The organism is Orlajensenia leifsoniae, from assembly GCF_004570845.1.
GTDB lineage: Bacteria > Actinomycetota > Actinomycetes > Actinomycetales > Microbacteriaceae > Orlajensenia > Orlajensenia leifsoniae.
In genome coordinates this window covers 296781-317325 of record NZ_SPQZ01000002.1, presented here as the reverse complement: position 1 = coordinate 317325, position 20545 = coordinate 296781, and the positions used below count along the sequence as shown (strand labels likewise).

21 protein-coding genes are annotated in these 20545 nt (G+C 69.5%); 3 read left to right on the top strand and 18 right to left on the bottom strand.

Annotation, left to right across the window (positions count from 1 at the left end):
- Positions 1–2 precede the first annotated feature (2 nt).
- Genes E4M00_RS05565 through pyrR form a run of 4 tightly spaced genes read right to left on the bottom strand, consistent with a single transcriptional unit; the run spans position 3 to position 3350 of the window.
- Entirely contained in the window at positions 3–530 is a 528-nt protein-coding gene (locus E4M00_RS05565; RefSeq protein WP_135119468.1) for a PH-like domain-containing protein, read from the bottom strand.
- The gene (locus tag E4M00_RS05560; protein ID WP_135119467.1) at positions 527–1858 is read right to left on the bottom strand and encodes a dihydroorotase; all 1332 of its coding nucleotides are present in this window, start codon (positions 1856–1858) and stop codon (positions 527–529) included. Before E4M00_RS05560 ends, E4M00_RS05565 begins: the two co-directional genes overlap by 4 nt.
- Positions 1859–1863: 5 nt before the next feature.
- Positions 1864–2811, bottom strand: coding sequence for an aspartate carbamoyltransferase catalytic subunit (locus tag E4M00_RS05555; RefSeq protein ID WP_135119466.1), 948 nt, complete (start codon positions 2809–2811; stop codon positions 1864–1866).
- Positions 2808–3350 (bottom strand): bifunctional pyr operon transcriptional regulator/uracil phosphoribosyltransferase PyrR, encoded by a 543-nt coding sequence (gene pyrR, locus E4M00_RS05550; RefSeq protein WP_135119961.1) that lies wholly within the window; start codon positions 3348–3350, stop codon positions 2808–2810. The genes E4M00_RS05555 and pyrR overlap by 4 nt, the downstream gene beginning before the upstream one ends.
- A 129-nt stretch (positions 3351–3479) precedes the next feature.
- Between pyrR and E4M00_RS05545 the strand changes: the two genes are divergently transcribed.
- Entirely contained in the window at positions 3480–4787 is a 1308-nt protein-coding gene (locus E4M00_RS05545; RefSeq protein ID WP_135119465.1) for a glycosyltransferase, read from the top strand.
- Positions 4788–4872: 85 nt separating this feature from the next.
- On the opposite strand, the gene nusB is transcribed toward E4M00_RS05545, so the two are convergent.
- From nusB to E4M00_RS05475, 14 genes are all read right to left on the bottom strand, one after another.
- On the bottom strand, positions 4873–5286 hold the full coding sequence (nusB, locus tag E4M00_RS05540; RefSeq protein ID WP_135119464.1) for a transcription antitermination factor NusB: 414 nt from the start codon (positions 5284–5286) through the stop codon (positions 4873–4875).
- Positions 5286–5849, bottom strand: a complete 564-nt coding sequence (efp, locus tag E4M00_RS05535) for an elongation factor P (protein WP_055818178.1) — start codon at positions 5847–5849, stop codon at positions 5286–5288. Before efp ends, nusB begins: the two co-directional genes overlap by 1 nt.
- Positions 5850–5930: 81 nt before the next feature.
- Entirely contained in the window at positions 5931–6380 is a 450-nt protein-coding gene (locus E4M00_RS05530; RefSeq protein ID WP_135119463.1) for a type II 3-dehydroquinate dehydratase, read from the bottom strand.
- Between the two features lie 11 nt (positions 6381–6391).
- Complete coding sequence (gene aroB / locus E4M00_RS05525; protein WP_135119462.1) at positions 6392–7465, bottom strand: 3-dehydroquinate synthase; 1074 nt, start codon at positions 7463–7465, stop codon at positions 6392–6394.
- Positions 7466–7975: a shikimate kinase gene (locus E4M00_RS05520; protein ID WP_135119461.1), complete on the bottom strand. Its 510-nt coding sequence runs from the start codon at positions 7973–7975 to the stop codon at positions 7466–7468.
- On the bottom strand, positions 7972–9165 hold the full coding sequence (gene aroC, locus E4M00_RS05515; protein WP_135119460.1) for a chorismate synthase: 1194 nt from the start codon (positions 9163–9165) through the stop codon (positions 7972–7974). The genes E4M00_RS05520 and aroC overlap by 4 nt, the downstream gene beginning before the upstream one ends.
- A 65-nt stretch (positions 9166–9230) precedes the next feature.
- Positions 9231–10076, bottom strand: coding sequence for a shikimate dehydrogenase (locus E4M00_RS05510; RefSeq protein WP_240036876.1), 846 nt, complete (start codon positions 10074–10076; stop codon positions 9231–9233).
- Positions 10069–11511, bottom strand: coding sequence for an endolytic transglycosylase MltG (gene mltG, locus E4M00_RS05505; RefSeq protein WP_240036874.1), 1443 nt, complete (start codon positions 11509–11511; stop codon positions 10069–10071). Before mltG ends, E4M00_RS05510 begins: the two co-directional genes overlap by 8 nt.
- Positions 11512–11515: 4 nt before the next feature.
- Complete coding sequence (ruvX, locus tag E4M00_RS05500) at positions 11516–11989, bottom strand: Holliday junction resolvase RuvX (protein WP_193555546.1); 474 nt, start codon at positions 11987–11989, stop codon at positions 11516–11518.
- 5 nt (positions 11990–11994) lie between these two features.
- On the bottom strand, positions 11995–14658 hold the full coding sequence (gene alaS, locus E4M00_RS05495) for an alanine--tRNA ligase (protein ID WP_135119457.1): 2664 nt from the start codon (positions 14656–14658) through the stop codon (positions 11995–11997).
- An 80-nt stretch (positions 14659–14738) separates the two neighbouring features.
- On the bottom strand, positions 14739–14930 hold the full coding sequence (locus tag E4M00_RS05490; protein ID WP_056163358.1) for a hypothetical protein: 192 nt from the start codon (positions 14928–14930) through the stop codon (positions 14739–14741).
- 48 nt (positions 14931–14978) lie between these two features.
- Positions 14979–15353, bottom strand: coding sequence for a DUF948 domain-containing protein (locus E4M00_RS05485; RefSeq protein ID WP_056164881.1), 375 nt, complete (start codon positions 15351–15353; stop codon positions 14979–14981).
- Between the two features lie 98 nt (positions 15354–15451).
- On the bottom strand, positions 15452–16081 hold the full coding sequence (gene rpsD / locus E4M00_RS05480) for a 30S ribosomal protein S4 (protein ID WP_055818161.1): 630 nt from the start codon (positions 16079–16081) through the stop codon (positions 15452–15454).
- A gap of 222 nt (positions 16082–16303) precedes the next feature.
- Positions 16304–17668: a replication-associated recombination protein A gene (locus tag E4M00_RS05475; RefSeq protein ID WP_082509981.1), complete on the bottom strand. Its 1365-nt coding sequence runs from the start codon at positions 17666–17668 to the stop codon at positions 16304–16306.
- A 106-nt stretch (positions 17669–17774) separates the two neighbouring features.
- On the opposite strand from E4M00_RS05475, the gene E4M00_RS05470 reads away from it, so the two are divergent.
- Both E4M00_RS05470 and E4M00_RS05465 read left to right on the top strand, forming a co-directional pair.
- Positions 17775–18578 (top strand): peptidylprolyl isomerase, encoded by an 804-nt coding sequence (locus tag E4M00_RS05470; RefSeq protein WP_240036873.1) that lies wholly within the window; start codon positions 17775–17777, stop codon positions 18576–18578.
- Between the two features lie 151 nt (positions 18579–18729).
- Complete coding sequence (locus E4M00_RS05465) at positions 18730–19962, top strand: DUF349 domain-containing protein (RefSeq protein ID WP_135119456.1); 1233 nt, start codon at positions 18730–18732, stop codon at positions 19960–19962.
- The last annotated feature ends 583 nt before the right edge of the window (positions 19963–20545 follow it).

The following is a 20545-nucleotide window of genomic DNA, read 5'->3' as shown; positions in this document are numbered from 1 at the left end:
GTTCAGGCCTCGCTTTCTTCGGTGGCTTCCGCAGGAGCGGAGCTGAGGATGTGGGCGAGGGCGTCGAGGACGCGCTCGCGGTCGGAGGAGTCGGAGATCCGCAGGTAGCTGTCGGCGAGGTCGCCGGAGCCGGCCAGGGCCCAGGTGATGCAGACCAGTCCGTCGCGCTCGACGACCCGGTCGATGGCGAAGGTCGCGGGCCCTGCTCCGTGCATGGCCTCGCGCGGGATCCAGGCCGTCTCCTCGCCCGGGATCTCGAGCGCGACGCCGTCGGCACCGGCGGTGACGCGTGCCTTGGCCCTGAAGCCGAGGCTGCGGATGTTCAGGCGCTCGAGCGGCTTCTCGTGCTGCGTCGTGGCGACGTAGAAGCCGTCGGCTCCGACGATCGGGGCCGCGACCGAGGCCGGGAGCGGGTAGGCGCCCACCTGGACGTCGCGCCGGCTGCGTCCACGCCAGCCCAGCCACATGGCGAGCAGGATGAGGGCCGTGATGGCGATCACGATGATGGCCGGAACCGTGTAGTCGGTCATGCGCGCGCCTCCCGGGCTGCCGCTGCGATCTCGGCGGTCTCGAGCACGGCACCGTCGAGCACCGTGGCGTAGCCGTGGTGGAAGGTCGCGACGACCCGGCCGGGAAGCGTTCGGCCGAGGTAGGGCGAGTTCACGCTGCGACCGGCGAGGTCGGCGGTGCCCCACGAGCGGCTGGCGCTCGGGTCGTAGAGCACGATCTCGGGAGCTGCACCGACGGCGATCGCCTCGCCGTGGCCGCGGATGCGTCCGATGCGCGCCGGCGTCTGCGAGAGTACGCGGGACACGTCGGTCCAGTCGAGCAGGCCGTTCTCGACGACCGAGGCGTGCACGACGGAGAGGGCCGATTCGAGCCCGACCATGCCGTTGGCGGCGGCATCCCACTCGCATTCCTTCGATTCCGACGGATGCGGCGCGTGATCGGTGGCGACGATGTCGATGGTGCCGTCGGCCAGCGCCGCGCGCACGGCCTCGACGTCTTCGCGGCGCCGCAGGGGCGGGTTCACCTTGAAGCGCGCGTCGTAGCCCGAGATCAGGTCCTCGGTGAGCAGCAGGTGGTGCGGGGTGACCTCTGCCGTGACCTGGATGCCGCGGGCCTTGGCCCAGCGGATCACGTCGACCGAGCCGGCCGTCGAGACGTGGCAGATGTGCAGGCGCGACCCGACGTGCTCGGCGAGCAGGACGTCGCGGGCGATGATCGCCTCCTCGGCCACGGCGGGCCAGCCGGCCAGTCCGAGCTCGCCGGACAGGGCGCCCTCGTTCATCTGCGCGCCCTGGGTGAGCCGCGGGTCCTGGGCGTGCTGGGCGATCACGCCGTCGAACGCCTTGACGTACTCGAGGGCGCGACGCATGAGGAGGGCATCCGAGACGCAGAATCCGTCGTCGGAGAAGACCCGCACGTTCGCCCGCGACCGGGCCATGGCACCGAGTTCGGCGAGGCGCTCGCCCTGCAGGCCCACGGTGACGGCGCCGATGGGCTGCACCGTGGCGTAGCCGGCGGCATCGCCGAGGGCGAGTTCCTGCTCGACGACGCCTGCGGTGTCTGCGACCGGCGCCGTGTTGGCCATCGCGAAGACGGCGGTGAATCCGCCGGCTGCTGCGGCTCGGGTGCCGGTCAGGATGGTCTCGCTCTGCTCGTAGCCCGGCTCGCGCAGATGCGTGTGCAGGTCGACGAGGCCGGGCAGGGCGATGAGACCGTCGGCGTCGACGACCCTCGCGCCCGCGGCGCTCAGGCCCGTGCCGACCTCGGCGATGATTCCGCCGTCGAGGAGGATGTCCGACGTGGTGCCGTCGGCGAGCGACGCACCACGGATGAGATAGGACTCGGCCATGTCGCCTACTCCCCCTTCTCGCCGGAGAGCAGTAGATACAGGGCGGCCATTCTCACCGAAACTCCATTCGCAACCTGCTCGAGCACGCTCGACTGCGGAGAGTCTGCTGCTCGGGAAGAGATCTCGAGGCCGCGATTCATCGGGCCAGGGTGCATGACAATGCTATCCGCCCTGAGGCGCGCGAATCGCTCGTCGTCGAGGCCCCACGCTCGGGAATACTCCCGGCTGTTGGGGAAGAACGCGGCGTGCATGCGCTCGAGCTGGATGCGCAGCATCATGACGGCGTCGGGCTGGGCGTCGATGGCGTCGTCCAGGTCGTAGCCGACGCTCACGGGCCAGTTGGCGAGGTCGACGGGCAGCAGGGTGGGCGGCGCGACGAGGTTCACCTCGGCGCCGAGCGTCGAGAGCAGCCAGACATTGGAGCGCGCGACCCTGGAGTGCAGGATGTCTCCGACGATCGTGACCCGGACGCCGTCGAGGCCGCGACCCCGTGACGCGCTGCCGTGGATGCGGCGACGCAGCGTGAACGCGTCGAGCAGAGCCTGCGTCGGGTGCTCGTGCGTCCCGTCGCCGGCATTCAGCACGCCGGCGTCGATCCAGCCGCTCTGGGCGAGCACGAGGGGGGCGCCGGAGGAACCGTGCCTGATGACGACGGCATCCGCGCCGATCGCCGCCAGGGTCTGCGCCGTGTCCTTCAGGCTCTCGCCCTTCGAGACGCTCGAGCCCTTCGCGCTGAAGGAGATGACGTCGGCGCTCAGGCGCTTGGCGGCGGCCTCGAACGACACCTTGGTGCGGGTGGAGTCCTCGAAGAACAGGTTGACAACGGTGCGGCCGCGCAACGTCGGGAGCTTCTTGACCTCGCGCAGCTGCACGTCGGCCATGTCCTCGGCGATGTCGAGCAGCTCGATGGCCTCGTCGCGGCTCAGGTCCCGCGTGGAGAGCAGGTGCCTCATTCCTCGCCTCCCTCGATCGAGACGAACTCGGCGCCGTCGATCTCGCTCAGGTGCACGTTGATGCGCTCGGACGTGGCGCTCGGCAGGTTCTTGCCGACGAAGTCGGCCCGGATGGGGAAGTCCCTGTGGCCACGATCGACGAGCACGGCCAGCCGCACGGCCCTGGCCCGGCCGAGGTCGTTGAGGGCGTCGAAGGCGGCGCGGATGGTGCGTCCGGAGAAAAGCACGTCGTCGACGAGCACCACGGTCTTGCCGTCGATGCCGACGGGCACGTCCGTCGGCGACGGGGTGCGCGTGCGGGTGCGCGACAGGTCGTCGCGGTACATGGTCACGTCGAGCGACCCCGCGAGCTGCACCGGGGCGTCGGGCTCGATGCGCTGGATGATCTCGGCGATGCGGCGGGCCAGAACAGTGCCACGCGTGGGGATGCCGAGGATGACGAGATCGGCCGAACCGCGATTCGATTCGAGGATCTCGTGCGAGATGCGGGTGAGTGCCCGCGAAATGTCAGAGTGATTCAGCACTGTACGCGCCATCAGACCGACTCCCTTCTCCGTCTCACAGGACGGCTTTAAAGGTTGCCAACCTCTCCAGCATAGCGAACGCCGAGCACGACCCGTCCGCGCTGTGGGCCTTCCGCGCCTGCCGCCGGTGTGCTTGCATGGGCCATGGCCGATGTGATGATCGCCGTGATGCCCTTCGTCGGGCATGTGGCGCCTCTCGCCGCCGTCGCCCGCGCCTTCTTCGCCGACGGCCACGCCGTGCGCGTCTACACGGGCTCGGCCCACGCCCCGGTCTTCGCCGGACTCGGGGCCGAGATCATCCCCTGGACCGCCGCTCCGGACTTCGACGAGCACGACCTCACCCCGACGTTTCCCGCGCTGCGCGGCCGAAAGGGCCCGCGCCAGATGCTCGCGAACGTGGAGCACCTGTTCATCCGCACGGCCGCCCCGCAGAGCGACGACCTCGTGGCGGCCTGGGCGGAGCGCCCCTGGGACGTCATCGTCGCGGACAACCTCAGCCTCGGAGCCCGTCTGGCGTCCGAGCGCACGGGGTCGCCCTGGGTCACCGTGGCCATCGTGCCGCTGGCCATCCCGAGTCGGGAGCTGCCGCCACCGTCGCTGGGGATCCCCCCTGCGCGCGGACCCGCCGGTCGGCTGCGGGATGCCGCCCTCCGCCGACTGCTGCCGCTGGCCACCCGCGGCATGCGCTCGGCCTACCTCGAACAGCGCGAACTCTGCGGCCTGCCGGTCGCCGAGCGCAGCTTCGACGACGCCTGGTACTCGCCCGACCTGGTCTGCGCCAGCGGGGTGCCCGAACTCGAGTACCCGCGCAGCGACCTGCCCGAGCAGGTCGTCTTCGTCGGGGCGCTCACGACCCCACCTCGAGCGACCGGGGAGCTGCCGGCGTGGTGGCCCGAGCTCGTCGAACCTGCGGCATCCGTGGTTCACGTGACGCAGGGGACCCTGAATGTCGACCCCAACGACCTCATCGAGCCGGCCATGGGCGCGCTCGGCCGGCAGGACGTGACGCTGGTGGTGACGACGGGGCGGGCGGATGCGCCGGACCTTCCGTTCCCGGTGCCGCCGAACGCGCGGGTCGCCGGCCTGCTCCCCTATGGTGAGCTGCTCCCCCACGTCGATGTGATGATCACGAACGGCGGGTGGGGCGGCGTGCTGGCCGGACTCGCCCACGGCATCCCGCTCGTGATCGCCGGCGGAGACCTCGACAAGCCGGAGATCGCCACCCGCGTGGCGTGGGCTGGAGCGGGGGTGAACCTGCGTACTGGGACGCCGTCCGCCCGCCGGGTTCTCGAGGGTTGGCGCCGGGTCGCGTCCACGCCCTCGTACCGGGAGAACGCCCGGCGCATCGCGGCGAGCCTCGCCGGTCACGATGGGCCGGCCGAGGTGGTCGCGCACACGATGGGGCTGCTGGCGACCCGCACCGGAACAGGCCGGAACGACGAGAAGCCGTGAGAACAGGCGGGATCGGCCTGTTCTCACGGCTTCGGCCTGCCGTCGCGTTCGGACCGAACGCGGCAACAGGCGAGGTACTGGGGCCCTACGCCTTGACCTGCGAGATCTTCGCGAGCAGGCCGTTGACGAACCCGGCCGAGTCGTCGGTCGAGAGCACGGTGGCTGCCTCGACGGCCTCGGAGATGGCGACGCCGTCGGGCACCTCGTCGTTGAAGACGATCTCCCAGATGCCGATGCGGATGAGCGCGCGATCGATGGCCGGCATCCGCTTCAGGGTCCAGCCCTGGGCGTAGGTCTCGATGAGCTCGTCGATCTCGGCCTGGTTGTCGACGACGCCGTCGACGATCTCACGCGCGTAGAGCCAGCTCGCCTCGCGCGCGGGCTCGTTGACTGCCCGCTCCGCCTCGACCGCGAGGGCCTGGGGCACGCTGATCTGGCGCATGTCCGCCGAGTACAGGATGTCGAGGGCGCGCTTGCGCGCCTTGGTGCGCGCGCTCACTAGTCGTTGACGCGACCGAGGTAGTCGCCCGTGCGGGTGTCGACCTTGACCTTGGTGCCGGTCTCGAGGAACAGCGGAACCTGGATCTCGTAGCCGGTCTCGACTGTGGCGGGCTTCGTGCCACCGGTGGAGCGGTCGCCCTGCAGGCCCGGCTCGGTGTAGGTGATCTCGAGCACCACGGATGCCGGGAGCTCGACGTAGAGCGGGTTGCCGTTGTTCAGCGCCACGGTCACGGCCTGGTTCTCGAGCATGAAGTTCTTCGCGTCGCCGACGACGGTGTCGGTGACGGTGATCTGGTCGTAGTCGGCGGTGTCCATGAACACGAATCCGTCGCCATCGGCGTACAGGTAGGTGAAGTCACGACGGTCGACGTTCTCGATCTCGATCTTCGCGCCGGCGTTGTAGGTGCGGTCGACGACCTTGCCCGTGACGACGTTCTTCAGCTTGGTGCGCACGAAGGCACCACCCTTGCCGGGCTTCACGTGCTGGAACTCGATCACGCTCCAGAGCTGCCCGTCGATCGAGAGGACGACGCCGTTCTTGATGTCAGCGGTAGATGCCATGCGAAAGTGATCCGTTTCAGTTGGGGAAGTTGCGCGGCCGACGGCGCGTAACGCGCTGGGCCATCAGAGAAGTTTAGACTCTCACGCCTGCGAACGGAGAATCTGGTCGACGGCCAGCCTGTAGGAGTCGAATCCGAAGCCCGCGATGACCCCGGATGCCACCCCGCTGATGACACTCGAGTGACGGAAGCTCTCGCGCGCGTGCGGGTTGGTGATGTGCACCTCGATCAGCGGCAGTCCGGCGCCGGTGACGAGGGCGGCGGCGTCGCGCAGGGCGTAGCTGTAGTGGGTGAAGGCGGCGGGATTCAGCACGACGGGTGAGCCGGAGTCGACGGCGCCGTGCAGCCAGCGCACGAGCTCGGACTCGTCGTCGGTCTGACGCAGCTCGACCGTTGTCTCGGAGGCGGCATCCGTCACCTGCTGCGTGATGGCGCTCCTCAGGTCCTCGAGGTTCGCCGAACCGTACACCTCGGGTTCACGGGAGCCGAGCCGACCGAGATTGGGGCCGTTGAGCACGAGGATCGTCGTCATGAGAGGTCAGCCTAGCTGCCGATCTCCTGGTAGGCCGCGAAGAGCAGCGACGTCTCCGGGGCCGTCAGCACGCTCGGTCGGGCGAGGTCGTCGAGCACGATGAAACGCAGCATTCCGGCTCGCGCCTTCTTGTCGCGCTGCATGGTCGCCAGCAGGGTGCTCCACCGGCCGACGGGGTAGCTGATCGGCAGGCTGAGGGAGTCCAGGATGCTGCGGTGCCTGTCGACGATCTCGTCGGACAGCGAGCCCGTGAGACGGCCGAGCTCGGCGGCGAAGACCATGCCGATGGAGACTGCCGCGCCGTGGCGCCACTGGTAGCGCTCGGCGTGCTCGATGGCGTGGCCGAGGGTGTGGCCGTAGTTGAGGATCTCGCGGAGGCCCTGCTCGGTGAAGTCCTCGCTCACGACGCGGGCCTTCATGGCGATGGCGAGCTCGACCACCCGGCGGAACTGCGGGGTCGACGGGTCGGTGACGGCGTCGACGTCGGCCTCGATGATGTCGAGGATCTCGGGCGAGTCGATGAAGCCGGCCTTCACGATCTCGGCGAAGCCGGCGAGGATCTCGTTCTTCGGCAACGTGTCGAGGGTCGCGAGGTCGCAGAACACCGCGGCCGGGGCGTAGAAGGCGCCCACGAGGTTCTTGCCCTCGGCGGTGTTGATGCCGGTCTTGCCGCCGATGGCGGCGTCGACCATGCCGGCGACCGACGTCGGCACCTGGATGAGCTTCACGCCGCGGAGCCACGTGGCGGCGACGAAGCCGGCCAGGTCGGTGACCGCTCCGCCGCCGAAGCCGATGACGGCATCGGAGCGGGTGAAGTCGGACTGCCCCATGACCTGCCAGCAGAACGCCGCCACCTCGACCCGCTTCGCGGTCTCGGCGTCGGGCACCTCGGCCAGCAGCACCTCGAAGCGGTCCTGCAGGCTCTCGCGCAGCTCGTTGGCCTTCGCGCCGAGAGTGGGCGCGTGCACGATGAGCACCTTGCGCACGTTCTGGCCCAGCCTGTCGGCGAGTCCTGAGAGCACTCCATCGCCCACGACGATGTCGTATGGATCTGCTCCGGTCACGGAGATGACGGTGTCGGTCACTTATCCCTCTTTCAGCCAGGTCACGATGTCGTCGGCGAGCTCGGTGAGCGAGCCCGTCGAGGTGTCGAAGGTCGCCGCGGCCAGATCCTCGTAGATCGGTCGCCGTTCCTCGAGGATGCGTTCCCACGCGGTGATGCCCCCGTCGGCGACGAGGGGACGCTTTCCGCCCTGGATGCGCTTGGCCACGGCTGCGCTCGTCACTGTGAGCAGCACGACGGTCGCACCGCGCAGGTCGTCCTGCGTCCGCGGGTCGAGCACTGCTCCCCCGCCGAGCGAGACCACGGCCTGCTCCGCGAGGGACTCGGACACGGCCTGCCGCTCGAGCTCCCGGAACCGCTGCTCGCCGTCGCGCTCGAAGATGTCGCTGATGGCACCGTGGCCGGCGACCACGACGCTGTCGGTGTCGATGAACGGGACCCCGATGGCTGCGGCCACCTTGCGGCCGATCCGCGACTTGCCGGAGCCCATCGGTCCGATGAAGACGACGGGCAGTCGGGAGTCGAGCGTCATCGTCGCGAGGTCGTGAGGTTCGCCGGCATCGCGGCGAGGTACGACTCGAGGTTGCGCCTGGTCTCGGGCAGCGAGTCGCCGCCGAACTTCTCCAGCACCGAGTTCGCCAGCACGAGCGCGACCATGGCCTCGGCGACGACGCCGGCGGCGGGAACCGCGCACACGTCCGAACGCTGGTGGTGTGCTGCAGCCGCCTCGCCCGACGCCACGTCGACAGTGCGCAGGGCGTGCGGCACTGTCGCGATCGGCTTCATGCCGGCGCGCACGCGCAGCACGGTGCCCGTGGACATGCCGCCCTCGGTGCCGCCGGCCTTGTCGCTCTCGCGGTCGATGGCGCCGTCGCTCATCACGAGCTCATCGTGGGCCTCCGAGCCGCGGCGGGTCGTGGTGAGGAATCCGTCGCCGACCTCGACGCCCTTGATCGCCTGGATGCCCATGAGGGCGGCCGCGAGCTGGGAGTCGAGTCGGCGGTCCCAGTGCACGTAGGAGCCGAGGCCCGGCGGAACGCCGTACGCGAGCACCTCGACCACGCCACCGAGGGTGTCGCCGTCTTTGTGGGCGGCATCGACCTCGGCGACCATGAGGGCGCTGGTGGCGGCGTCGAAACAGCGCAGCGGGTCGGCATCGAGGGCGTCGACATCGTCCGGATGCGGCAACGCCGTGCCCTCGGGAACGCGCACGGGACCGATGGCGATGGTGTGCGCGACGAGGGTGATGCCGAGCTCGGCGAGGAAGGACCGGGCGACGGCTCCCAGCGCGACGCGGGCGGCGGTCTCGCGTGCGCTCGCGCGCTCGAGGACGGGCCGGGCCTCGTCGAAGCCGTACTTCTGCATGCCCACGAGGTCGGCGTGGCCTGGACGCGGACGGGTGAGAGGCGCTCCGCGACCGCGCCCGAGGGATGCAGCGTCGATCGGCTCGGGGCTCATGACCTCTGACCACTTCGGCCACTCGGTGTTACCGATGCGGAGGGCGATGGGGCTGCCGAGCGAGAGGCCGTGGCGCACGCCGCCCGAGATCGTGAGCTCGTCCTGCTCGAACTTCATGCGGGCGCCGCGCCCGTAGCCGAGCTTGCGGCGTGCGAGATCGGCGCGCACGGTGTCGAGGGAAACGGGCACGCCGGCGGGAAGACCCTCGAGCAGGGCGATGAGTTCGGGGCCGTGAGACTCACCCGCAGTCAACCAACGAAGCATGGATCCATCTTTCCACAGGGCGACTCGGCGCCCGACCGTGTGACGTCCGCGCCCGAGGCGGGAGGTCAGGAGATCGCGGCCCGCATCGCGGCGAGCACGGCCGCCTCGTCGGGAAGCGGGACGAGGGGGTCGCCCGACACGAAGATGCGCACCTGCACGAGTGCCTGGTGCAGCAGCATCCCGGTCCCGGAGGCCACCCGTCCGCCGCGCTTCAGCCAGCTCATCGCCAGTGCGCTCGGCCACGGGTCGTAGGCCACGTCGAACAGCAGGGCGTCGCGCTGCAGGGCCAGTGGGATCCCGGTCTCCAGGACGGTCCCCCCGGGCAGCGTCGAGATGACGAGCTCGCCGGCGACGTCGTCGAGCTCGTCGAAGGTGCTTACGGCGTGCGTGAGACCGAGCGATGCGCTGAGGCCGTCGAGCTCGTGGCCGCGTGCGGGGTTGCGCACGGCGAGGTGCACGTGTTCGGCCCCCAGGTCTGCCGCGGCGACGATGGCCGATGACGCCGTGGCTCCGGCGCCGAGGATGACGACGTGCCGCGCCGAGTGCACGCCGGCTTCGGCGATCGCGGCCACCAGGCCTGCGACATCCGTGTTGAAACCGGTGCTGCGACCGTCGGCACCGAACACCAGCGTGTTGACGGCGCCGGTCTGCTCGGCGATCATGTCGAGCTCGTCGGCACGGCTCAGCGCCCTGGCCTTCAGCGGCATGGTGAGCGAGAATCCGCGCCACGCACCGCCCGAACCGCCGAGGAAGGCCTCGAGGCCGTCGGCGTCGACCTCGTGGCGCTCGTAGCTCCAGTCCAGGCCGAGCGCCGCATAGGCCGCCGCGTGCAGCGCCGGCGACTTGGAGTGGGCGATGGGGGAACCGAGAACGGCGAGTCGGTCACCCACGGGCACCACCGCGTCAGCCACCGTACTCCGGGTGCTCGTCCATCCACGCCAGCCACTTGGCGACGGCGGCATCGTGCTCGTCCGCGGTCTCCGAGAAGATGGTCTCCCCGGTGTCGAGGTTCCAGGTCACGAAGAACATCCACGGTCCGTCGGCCGGATGCAGTGCAGCATCGATGGCGAGATCGCCCGGGTTCGAGATCGGGCCGATGGGCAGTCCGTCGTAGACGTAGGTGTTGTAGAGATTGCCCTCGTCGGCGCGCTCGGCATCCGTCGTCGTCACCACGTGCGTGTTGCCGGTGCCGTAGGCGACCGTCGCATCCGACTGCAGCTTCCAGCCCTGCTCGAGCCTGTTGAGGAAGACTCTCGAGACCTTGTAGTAGTCGTCGCGCAGGCCGGCCTCCTTCTGCACCAACGAGGCGAGGCGGATGGTGTCCCAGCGCTTGTCCGGGGCCACACCTGCCTCATCGAGTGCCTGGAACGAGCGCTCGACCATGGTCGTCAGCACCTCGGGTGCCGTCACCCCGGGATCGAAGGTGTAGGTGGCCGGGAACAGGAAGCCCTCGAGCGTCTTCGCCTCGGCCGGCAGACCGAACGACGCGACGTCCTTCGCGGCGGCCTCGACATCCTCGAGCGGGAGGTCCGTGCCCTCGCTGATCAGCGAGTAGACGTCGACGGCCGCTGTGCCCTCGGGGATGACGACGGTGTTCTCGAGCCTGTTAGCCGGGTCCTCCAGCGCCGTGAGTGCGGATGCGGCGCTCATCTTCTCGTGCATGGCATAGGCACCCGGCTGGAAGACGGGCGCCGGACTCTGCTTCAGCAGGAGGTCGTAGAACGCCCCGAACGACGCCGTGATGCCCTCGGAGTGCAGGTTCTGCGCGATGTCGGCCCCGATGTCGCCGTCCTTGATGACGAAGTTCACGTCGCCGGTTCCGTCGCCCTTGTAGTCGGCCGGCGGCTGGGTCGACGCGATGAAGGACTGGATGGGGCCCTGCAGGGCGAACCACCCGCCGACGGCGGCTCCGACCAGCACCAGGACGATCACGAGGCAGCCGATGGCAGCGCCGCGACCGCGACCGCTCTTCTCCCGCTCGGGGTAGACCTCGGTGCGCTGCGACCTGCGCTGCGAGCGCGAGCTGCCGGCCGGCTGCAGGGCCACGGGCCCGGTGGGTTGCACGGGCGGGGTCGGCGGGACCTCGGGCGCAGCGGCGGCGACCGCAGCAGCCTCCCTGGCCTCGCGACGCGACTGCGGCTGCGCAGGGGGTTCTTGGGCGGCGGGAACCTGCACGGCGGGATCCTGCATGGCGGGATCGGGCGAGACGGGATTCCCGGCCGCCGGGGTGCGTCCGGCGAGGAGGTCGTTCCAGCTCAGGCCGCCATCACTGGGGGCCGCTGGGTCCTGCGCGTCATCGCGCGGGCCACGATCTCCGTCCGGCGGGACGGGGGTGTCATTCGACAAGTCTTCAGGATCCTTCGACGGAGGAGACGACGGTGCCGGGAGGCTGACCGGTGCCGCGCTCGCTGTCGAGCGCATGTTGCACAATGATAACGGCGGCGACCTGGTCGATCACCGGACGCTGCGTCCGCGAGCCGCGACCCGACGATCGCAGGGCCGACTGCGCCGACACCGTGCTGAGCCTCTCGTCGACCATGCGGACGGGCACGTCGACGGCGGCCTGCAGCGCTCGGGCGAAACCAAGGGCATCGGCCGTCGAGGCCGTGTGACCGCCCGACATCGCCAGCGGCAGCCCCACGATCACCTCGAAGGCGTCGAGCTCGTCGCGGAGCGCCACCAGGCGGGCGATGTCCGCTCCCCCGCCCGTCACGTCGCGCTGGACGGTCTCGACGGGGGTCGCGAGCATGCCGTGCAGGTCAGAGCGGGCGACGCCGATGCGCACCTTCCCCACATCGACGCCGAGCCGCACTCCGGTCCGCACGAGGACTACCGGATGGCCCGAACGGCGTCCCGAGCGGCGTCGAGAGCCGCGGGAACGGCCGAGGCGTCGGTGCCACCGCCCTGGGCGAGGTCGTCCTTGCCGCCACCGCGACCGCCGAGCGCACCGGCCATGGCGCGCACGATGGCGCCGGCGCCGAGGCCGGCGTCGCGGGCTGCCGGGTTGGTCGCCACGATCACCGCAGGCTTCTCGTTCACCACTGCCGTCAGGGCGACGACGGATGCCGCACTGCCGAGACGCTCGCGCGCCGCGGTCACCAGCGCGCGCAGGTCGTCGCTCGACGCGAGGTTCCCGACGTGCTCGGCGACGACGGTGACGTCGCCGACGGTGGTCGCGTTCTGCACCAGGGCGGGAACGCGATCGCTGAGGGCGCGCGCCTCGAAGGCCGCGATCTTCTTCTCGGCCGCCTTGAGGTTGGCCAGCAGCTCGGCGATGCGCTCGGGGATCTTCTCGCGCGGCGTCTTCAGGTTGGTGGTGAGCTCGGAGACGATCGCGCGCTCGGCCGCGAGGTCCTTGAAGGCCTCGAGGCCCACGAGGGACTCGACCCGGCGGTTCGTCGAACCGACGCTCGACTCGCTGACCAGGTTGATCATGCCGATCTCGGAACTCGTCGAGACGTGAGTGCCCGCACACAGCTCTCGCGACCACGGTCCGCCGATGTCGACCATCCGCACGGTGTCGCCGTACTTCTCGCCGAACAGGGCCATCGCGCCGAGCGCCTTGGCCTCGTCGACGCTCATCTCGCGCGTCGTCACCTCGAGGTTGTCGCGGATGGCGTTGTTCGAGATCTCCTCGATCTCGCTGCGGGTCTCAGCTGAGAGGGCCTTGTTCCAGCCGAAGTCCAGGCGCAGGTAGCCGGCCTTGTTGAACGATCCCGACTGGTGCGCTGTCGGGCCGAGCACCTGGCGCAGCGCCGCATGGATGATGTGCGTTCCGGAGTGCGCCTGGCGGGCGCCGCGGCGGTAGTCCTCGTCGACGACGCTGGTGGCGACGGCGTCGACCCCCACCTCGCCGACGCTGACCCGCACGGTGTGGCTGATGAGGCCCTTGACGGGCTTCTGCACGTCGAGCACCTCGAGCTCGAAGCCGGCACCGACGATGAGGCCGGCATCCGCCGACTGACCGCCCGACTCGGCGTAGAGCGACGTCTCGGCGAGGATGACCTCGGCGGTCTGCCCCTCCGTCGCCTTCGCGACGGACTCTCCGTCGACGATGATGCCGAGCACACGCGACTCCGTCTGCAGCTCCGTGTAGCCCGTGAACACGGTCTCGCCCAGGGCGCGGAACGGGCTGTAGACGGTGAGGTCGGCGAGCACCGACTTCTTCGAACGCGCGTCGGCCTTGGCACGGGTGCGCTGCGCGAGCATGAGCTCGTCGAACGCCGTGCGATCCACGGTGAGGCCCGCCTCGTCCGCCATCTCTAGGGTGAGCTCGATGGGGAAGCCGTAGGTGTCGTGCAGCAGGAACGCGGTGTCACCGGGGAGCGCGGCGGCCTTCTCGGTCTTCGTCTTGGCCACGGCCAGGTCGAGGATGCTGGTTCCGGCGGTGAGGGTACGGAGGAAGGTCTCCTCCTCGGCGTTCGCGAGCTGGGCGATCCGCGAGAAGTCGGTCGCGACCTCGGGGTACGCCGCCTTCATGGCATCGCGCGACGCCGGGAACAGCTCGCCGAAGGTGGCGGTGTCGACGCCGAGCAGGCGCATCGCGCGCACCGTGCGGCGCATGAGACGGCGCAGGATGTAGCCCCGGCCCTCGTTCGACGGTGCGACGCCGTCGCTCATGAGCATGAGGGACGAGCGCACGTGGTCGGCGATGACGCGCATGCGCACGTCGTCCTCGTGGTCAGCGCCGTAGCGGCGACCGGAGAGCTCGGCGGCGCGATCGAGCACAGGCCGCACCTGGTCGATCTCGTACATGTTGTCGACGCCCTGCTTGATGAACGCGACGCGCTCCAGGCCCATGCCGGTGTCGATGTTCTTCTTCGGCAGCTCGCCGACGATGCGGAAGTCGTACTTCGAGCGCACGTCGTCGATGAGGTACTGCATGAAGACGAGGTTCCAGATCTCGACGTACCTGTCGTCGTCCGTCGCCGGTCCGCCGTCGATGCCGTAGGCGGGGCCGCGGTCGAAGAAGATCTCGGAGCAGGGACCCGCCGGTCCGGGAACGCCGGTCGACCAGTAGTTGGTGTCCTTGTCGAGGCGCTGGATGCGCTCGTCGGGCAGGCCGGCGACGCGCTTCCAGATCGAGATGGCCTCGTCGTCGTCCTTGTAGACCGTGACCCAGAGGTCCTTCGGGTCGAAACCGTAGCCGCCGTCGGCCTCCGAGGAGGTCAGCAGCTCCCACGCGTACGTGATGGCGCCTTCCTTGAAGTAGTCGCCGAACGAGAAGTTGCCGTTCATCTGGAAGAAGGTGCCGTGCCGCGGCGTGCGGCCGACCTCCTCGATGTCGCTGGTGCGGATGCACTTCTGCACGCTCGTGGCGCGCGGGTACGGCGACGGGACCACTCCGGTGAGGTACGGCACGAAGGGCACCATGCCCGCGACCGTGAACATGAGGGTGGGGTCGTCGCTGACGAGCGACGCTGATGGCACGACGGTGTGGCCGCGCTCAGCGAAGAACTCGAGCCAGCGCCGGCGGATGTCTGCAGTCTGCATGGGTTCCGTACTCGGTGGGAGCGCCCTCGGGCGCGATCAGATGGACAGTGGTCGGAGGCGACCGGATGCTGCTCGCGAACTCAGTCGGCGTCGATGGCGTCGCGCAGCTCGGCCTCACGACGGCGGTAGCCCTCGCTCACGGCCTCGCCGAACTCACGGGCCCTGGCGTCGATGGTCGAGAAGAACTGCTTCCCCTCCTGGGTCTTGTTGACCTGGTGGGCGACGGCGAATCCGGCCGCGATGCCAATGATCAGCCACACAACATTCTTCATATTCGAACCGCTCCTCGTGCTCTCGTGGTGCTTGTCAACAGTACTTCGTCAGCGCTTCGCCGTGGAGCGCTCTGCCCCGCGCGCGAAGCCGAAGGCGGCCACGACGGCCGCCGAGAATCCGGCGAGCTTGATCAGCGGGCCGCCGACGGTCGCGGCGAACAGCGCGATCAGCGCCGAGACGTTGCCCGTGACGTCGGCCACGTCCCTGGTGATCGTGTCGACCCTGGCCAGCTGCGTGTTCGTCGAGCGCACGGTCTCGGTGACCTCGCCGACCAGCGGCGTGAGGCTGGCGTTGGCGTCGACGATCGAATCGCGGATGGCGTCGAGCACTCCGCCGAACTTGACCAGCAGGATGCCGATGAGCGCGACCAGTACGGCGAACAGTCCCGTCGCCACCAGACCGACGATGTCTCCAGCTGACACGTTGCTCCCCATTCCCGAACCGGCATGCGTCCCGACGTCGAGGTTAATGACGAAGGGCGGACCATCCGAAGATGATCCGCCCTCCAGCGTACTGATGATCAGCGAGCTGCGTAGTACTCCACGACGAGCTGCACTTCACAGGTCACGGGGACCTCGGCGCGCTTCGGGCGGCGGACCAGCGTGGCCTGCAGCTTGTCGAGCTCGACCTCGAGGTACGCGGGCACCTTCGGGAGCACGTCGACGTGACCGCCGGCTGCTGCGACCTGGAAAGGCTCGGTGCCCTCGGAGCGGGCCTTGACGTGGATGAGCTGACCCGGCTTCACGCGGAAGGAGGGGCGGTCCACGATCTTGCCGTCGACGAGGATGTGGCGGTGCACGACCATCTGACGGGCCTGCGCGCTGGTGCGGGCGAAGCCGGCACGGAGCACGAGGGCGTCGAGACGCATCTCGAGGAGCTCGACCAGGTTCTCACCGGTCAGGCCCTGGGCCTTGCGAGCCTCCTGGAAGGCGATCTTGAGCTGAGCCTCGCGGATGTTGTACTGGGCGCGAAGACGCTGCTTCTCGCGCAGACGAACCGCGTAGTCCGAGTCGGCCTTGCGCTTGGTGCGGCCGTGCTCGCCCGGAGCGTAGGGACGCTTCTCGAGGTACTTGGCAGCCTTGGGGGTGAGTGCGATTCCGAGCGCACGCGACAGGCGCGTCTTGCTACGGGTACGTGACTTGGTAGACACGGTTTCCTTTCGATGAAGAAGATCTCAAACAGTCGTTACCGGCGCACAGGAGTGCCCGGTGAAGTCAGAGGGATCGGCTGCGGGAGAAGACCGGCTACAGGTCGTGTTCCCTCGGGCTCCGGGTTCCTCGCAGCCGCGCTTGGAATTCCGGGCCTTTGGCCTCCGAAAGCTTAGCACAGCGACCGCCTGCTGCCTGAGCGCCGGATGGACGTCGCAGACGCCCTACTTGCCGCGGATGATCCGCAGCAGCTTGGCCAGCCTCGCGCCGACCTCGCGCTCGTTGCCGTGCTCCGTCGGCACGTAGTAGCGGGTGCCCTTCAGCTCGTTCGGCAGGTACTGCTGCTCGACGACGCCGATCGCGTCGTCATGCGGGTACTTGTAGCCCTTGCCGTGGCCCAGACGCTTGGCGCCGGCGTAGTGCGCGTCGCGGAGCGGCTTCGGCACCCGGCCGATCTTCCCGGCCTTCACGTCGGCGATCGCGGCATTGATGCCGTTGTAGGCGGCGTTGGACTTCGGCGCGGTTGCGAGGTGCACGACGGCCTGCGCGAGCGGGATGCGCCCCTCGGGCATGCCGATGTACTGCACGGCGTCAGCGGCTGCGATGGCCACCACCAGAGCCTGCGGATCGGCCATGCCGATGTCCTCGGATGCCGACACGATGATGCGTCGCGCGATGAAGCGCGGATCCTCTCCGGCCTCGATCATGCGGGCGAGGTAGTGCAGGGCCGCGTCGACGTCGGAGCCGCGCACCGACTTGATGAACGCGCTGATCACGTCGTAGTGCTCGTCGCCGTTGCGGTCGTAGCGCAGCAGCGCGCGGTCGACGGCCAGCGCCACCAGCTCGGCCGTGATCACGGGCTTCTTCGTCGACTTCTTCGCTGCACCGGATGCCGCAGGGCCCGCCGGGGTCGATCCGGCCGAGACCGACGCCGCCTCGAGCGCCGTCAGTGCCCGTCTGGCGTCGCCGGACGCCAGCCTGATGATGGACGAGCGCGCCTCGTCGTCGAGGGTGAACTTGCCGTCGAGTCCGCGCGGGTCCGACACGGCGCGATCGACGAGGATGCCCAGGTCGTCGTCGCTCAGGGTCTCGAGGGTGAGCAGGAGAGAGCGGGACAACAGCGGCGAGATGACGGAGAACGACGGATTCTCGGTCGTGGCGGCCACGAGGATGACCCAGCCGTTCTCGACGCCCGGGAGCAGGGCGTCCTGTTGGGCCTTGGTGAAGCGGTGGATCTCGTCGAGGAAGAGAACTGTGGCGATGCCGTAGAGGTCGCGGGTCGACATCGCCTCGTCCATGACCTGCCGCACGTCTCGTACTCCGGCGGAGACCGCCGAGAGCTCGACGAAGCGTCGACCCGAGCTGTGGGCGATCGCCTGAGCCAGCGTCGTCTTGCCCGTGCCGGGCGGACCCCAGAGGATGATCGACACACTGCCGCGCTCCCCCGTCTTGTCGCTGGCGAGGGCCACGAGCGGGGAACCCGGCGTGAGCAGGTGGCGCTGGCCGGCCACCTCCTCGATGCTGCGGGGTCGCATGCGCACGGCGAGCGGCGTCGCGCCGCCGCGCAACCCGAGGCCGGCATCCGTCATCCCCTCAGCGTAATCGGCCCGGATGACAGTGCTCGGCACGTCGGTTTTTCGACTGATGCGCGGCTCCCGTAGAGTTCAGCGGAGTTCGCCTATCTCGAGGAGCACCGTGGCATCGAACAACCGTCCGGACCGTGAGACCCGCGAGGCCCGTCAGCGGCTTCGCGCCTACCAGGCCCGGCAGAAGGTTCACCAGCACAGGGTGACCCGCCGCCGCCGCGACAACATCATCGCGAGCATCGTCGTGGTGGCCGTCGCCGTCATCGCCGTCGGCGCCCAGCTCGCCTATTTCAACGGCGGCCCGGGCACCCCTGTGGCCAAGCCCTCGGCCAGCGCCACCCCGACACCGACGCCCACGGCGGCGGCCGGCGAGAACTCCGGCGACGTGCCTCCTGTCTCGGTCGCCGAGGATCGCAGCTGGACCGGCTCGATGAAGCTCAACGACGTGACCCTCGACTTCACCCTCGACGGCGCGGCGGCACCGCAGGGCGTGGCCTCGACGGTCAGCCTGATCGAGAGCGGCTTCTACGACGGCGTCACCTGCCACCGCCTGACCACGGGAGAGGGCTTCGAGGTGCTGCAGTGCGGCGACCCCGACGGCACCGGCGCCGGTGGCCCCGGCTACAGCTACGGCCCGATCGAGAACGCACCGGCAGACGGCGTGTACCCGGCCGGCACCATCGCCATGGCCCGCCAGGGCGGCAACGCGTACAGCATGGGCAGCCAGTTCTTCATCGTCTACGGAGACACCACGATCCCTGCGGATGCCGCAGGCGGCTACACCGTCATCGGAACCGTCACCGGCGGACTCGACGAGCTGAACTCGCAGATCACCTCGAAGGGCGTCGAGGGCGGCGCCAGCGACGGCAAGCCTGCCGTTCCCGTGACGATGTCGGATCTGACCGTCGAGTAGCGGTCGACGGGCGGCGAACCCGCCGCATCCGATACCCGCGCCCCGAGGCGTGGAATAGGCTTATGCCGCTGTGGCCGTCGTCGGCGGCCGATCGAACGTGCGGCATCCGCGGGGCGAACCCGTGTTGCGCATCACAAACAAGGTGGAACTCGTGGTAACTGAGAAAGAGCACCCCTGGGGTCGCGTCGACGAGACGGGCACGGTCTTCGTGCGCGAAGCTGACGGCGAACGGGAAGTGGGTCAGTTCCCCGACGGCACACCGGAAGAGGCCCTCGGCTACTTCGAGCGCAAGTACACCGACCTCGCCGGTCAGGTCACCCTGCTCGAGCAGCGCGCCAAGCGCGGTGGACCCGCCGTCGACATCTCGAAGGCCGTCTCGACGCTGAGCTCGACCATCTCGACGGCCAACGCCGTCGGCGACCTGGCCTCGCTCACGCGCCGTCTCGACGCCCTCGGAGGCACCGTCTCCGAGCTGACCGAGGCGCAGAGCGCCGAGGAGAAGGCCGCGTCCGAAGCCGCCGTCGTCGAGCGCACCGCCATCGTCGAGGCCGCTGAGGCCCTCGCCGCAGCCGACCCGGCGAAGACGCAGTGGAAGCAGGCCACGGCCGAGCTCGACGCGCTCTTCGCCCGGTGGCAGACCCACCAGCAGGAGGGTCCGCGCATCCCGAAGGCCGCCGCCAACGAACTCTGGAAGCGATTCCGGGCGGCTCGCACCACCATCGAGCAGCACCGCAAGGCCTTCTTCGCCGACCTCGACTCCGCCCACCGCGACGTGCGCAGCCGCAAGCAGGCGCTCATCGAGCAGGCCGAGGCGCTGGCACCGAAGGGCGCTGACGGCATTCCCGCCTACCGCAACCTCCTCGAGGACTGGAAGACCGCCGGTCGCGCAGGCAAGAAGCAGGACGATGCCCTGTGGGCACGCTTCAAGGCCGCCGGCGACGTGCTCTACGGAGCCAAGGCCGAGGTCGACGCGCAGGAGAACGAGGAGTACTCGGGCAACCTGACGCTGAAGCTGGCCCTGCTCGAGGAGGCCGAGCCGATCCTCGCCGAGACCGATCGCACGAAGGCGCGCACGGCGCTCACCTCCATCCAGCGCCGCTGGGACGAGATCGGCAAGGTCCCCCGCGACCAGGTCAAGGTCGTCGAGGAGCGCCTGCGCAAGGTCGAGGCGGCCGTGCGCAAGCTCGACGACGACCACTGGAAGCGCAACAACCCCGAGACGAAGGCCCGCACCGAAGGCCTCGCCGGACAGCTGAACGACGCCATCGCCAAGCTCGAGGCAGACCTCGAGAAGGCCACGGCCTCGAAGGACGCGAAGGCGATCGCCGACGCCACCGAGGCGCTGGACACCCGCAAGGCCTGGCTGAAGGCCATCGGCCAGTAATCCACAAGCTGCACGACCGACGGCCCCGACGCACAGAATCACGTCGGGGCCGTCGGCGTTCCGGACCGGCGATCATGCTGGACGGATGCCGCGACTGCCCGATGTCCTGTCCCCAGCCGACCTGCCCCTCGCCGAACTCCACGCCGCCAGGCTCACCGGTGAGGTCTATGCGATCGGCGGATGCTTCGCCCCTGTTGACCTCCCCGAGCTGCGCGCCGTCCGCGCCGAGGTCATCTCGCGGCAGGCACCGGCCCGCTTCGTCGCAGACAGGCTGACCGCCGCCTGGGTGTGGGGTGCGGTGGCCACTCCCCCGGTGCGGCTGCAGTTCTGCATCGACATCCGCTCCAGGCATCGTCAGACGACGACGCGGTTCGACCTCCGCGAGGTCGTGATCGACGGCAGCGAGATCGCCGTCGTGCACGCGGCTCTCGTCACGTCGCCGGAACGCACGATGCTCGACCTGGCCCGTGACGGCGCCCTCGACGACGAGGCTGCCGTCGGCCATATCCTGGCGCTGATGGAGTGCACGGACACCCCGCTCCACGCCGTGCTCGCCCGAGTGATCGGTTCGGGGGCACGATCG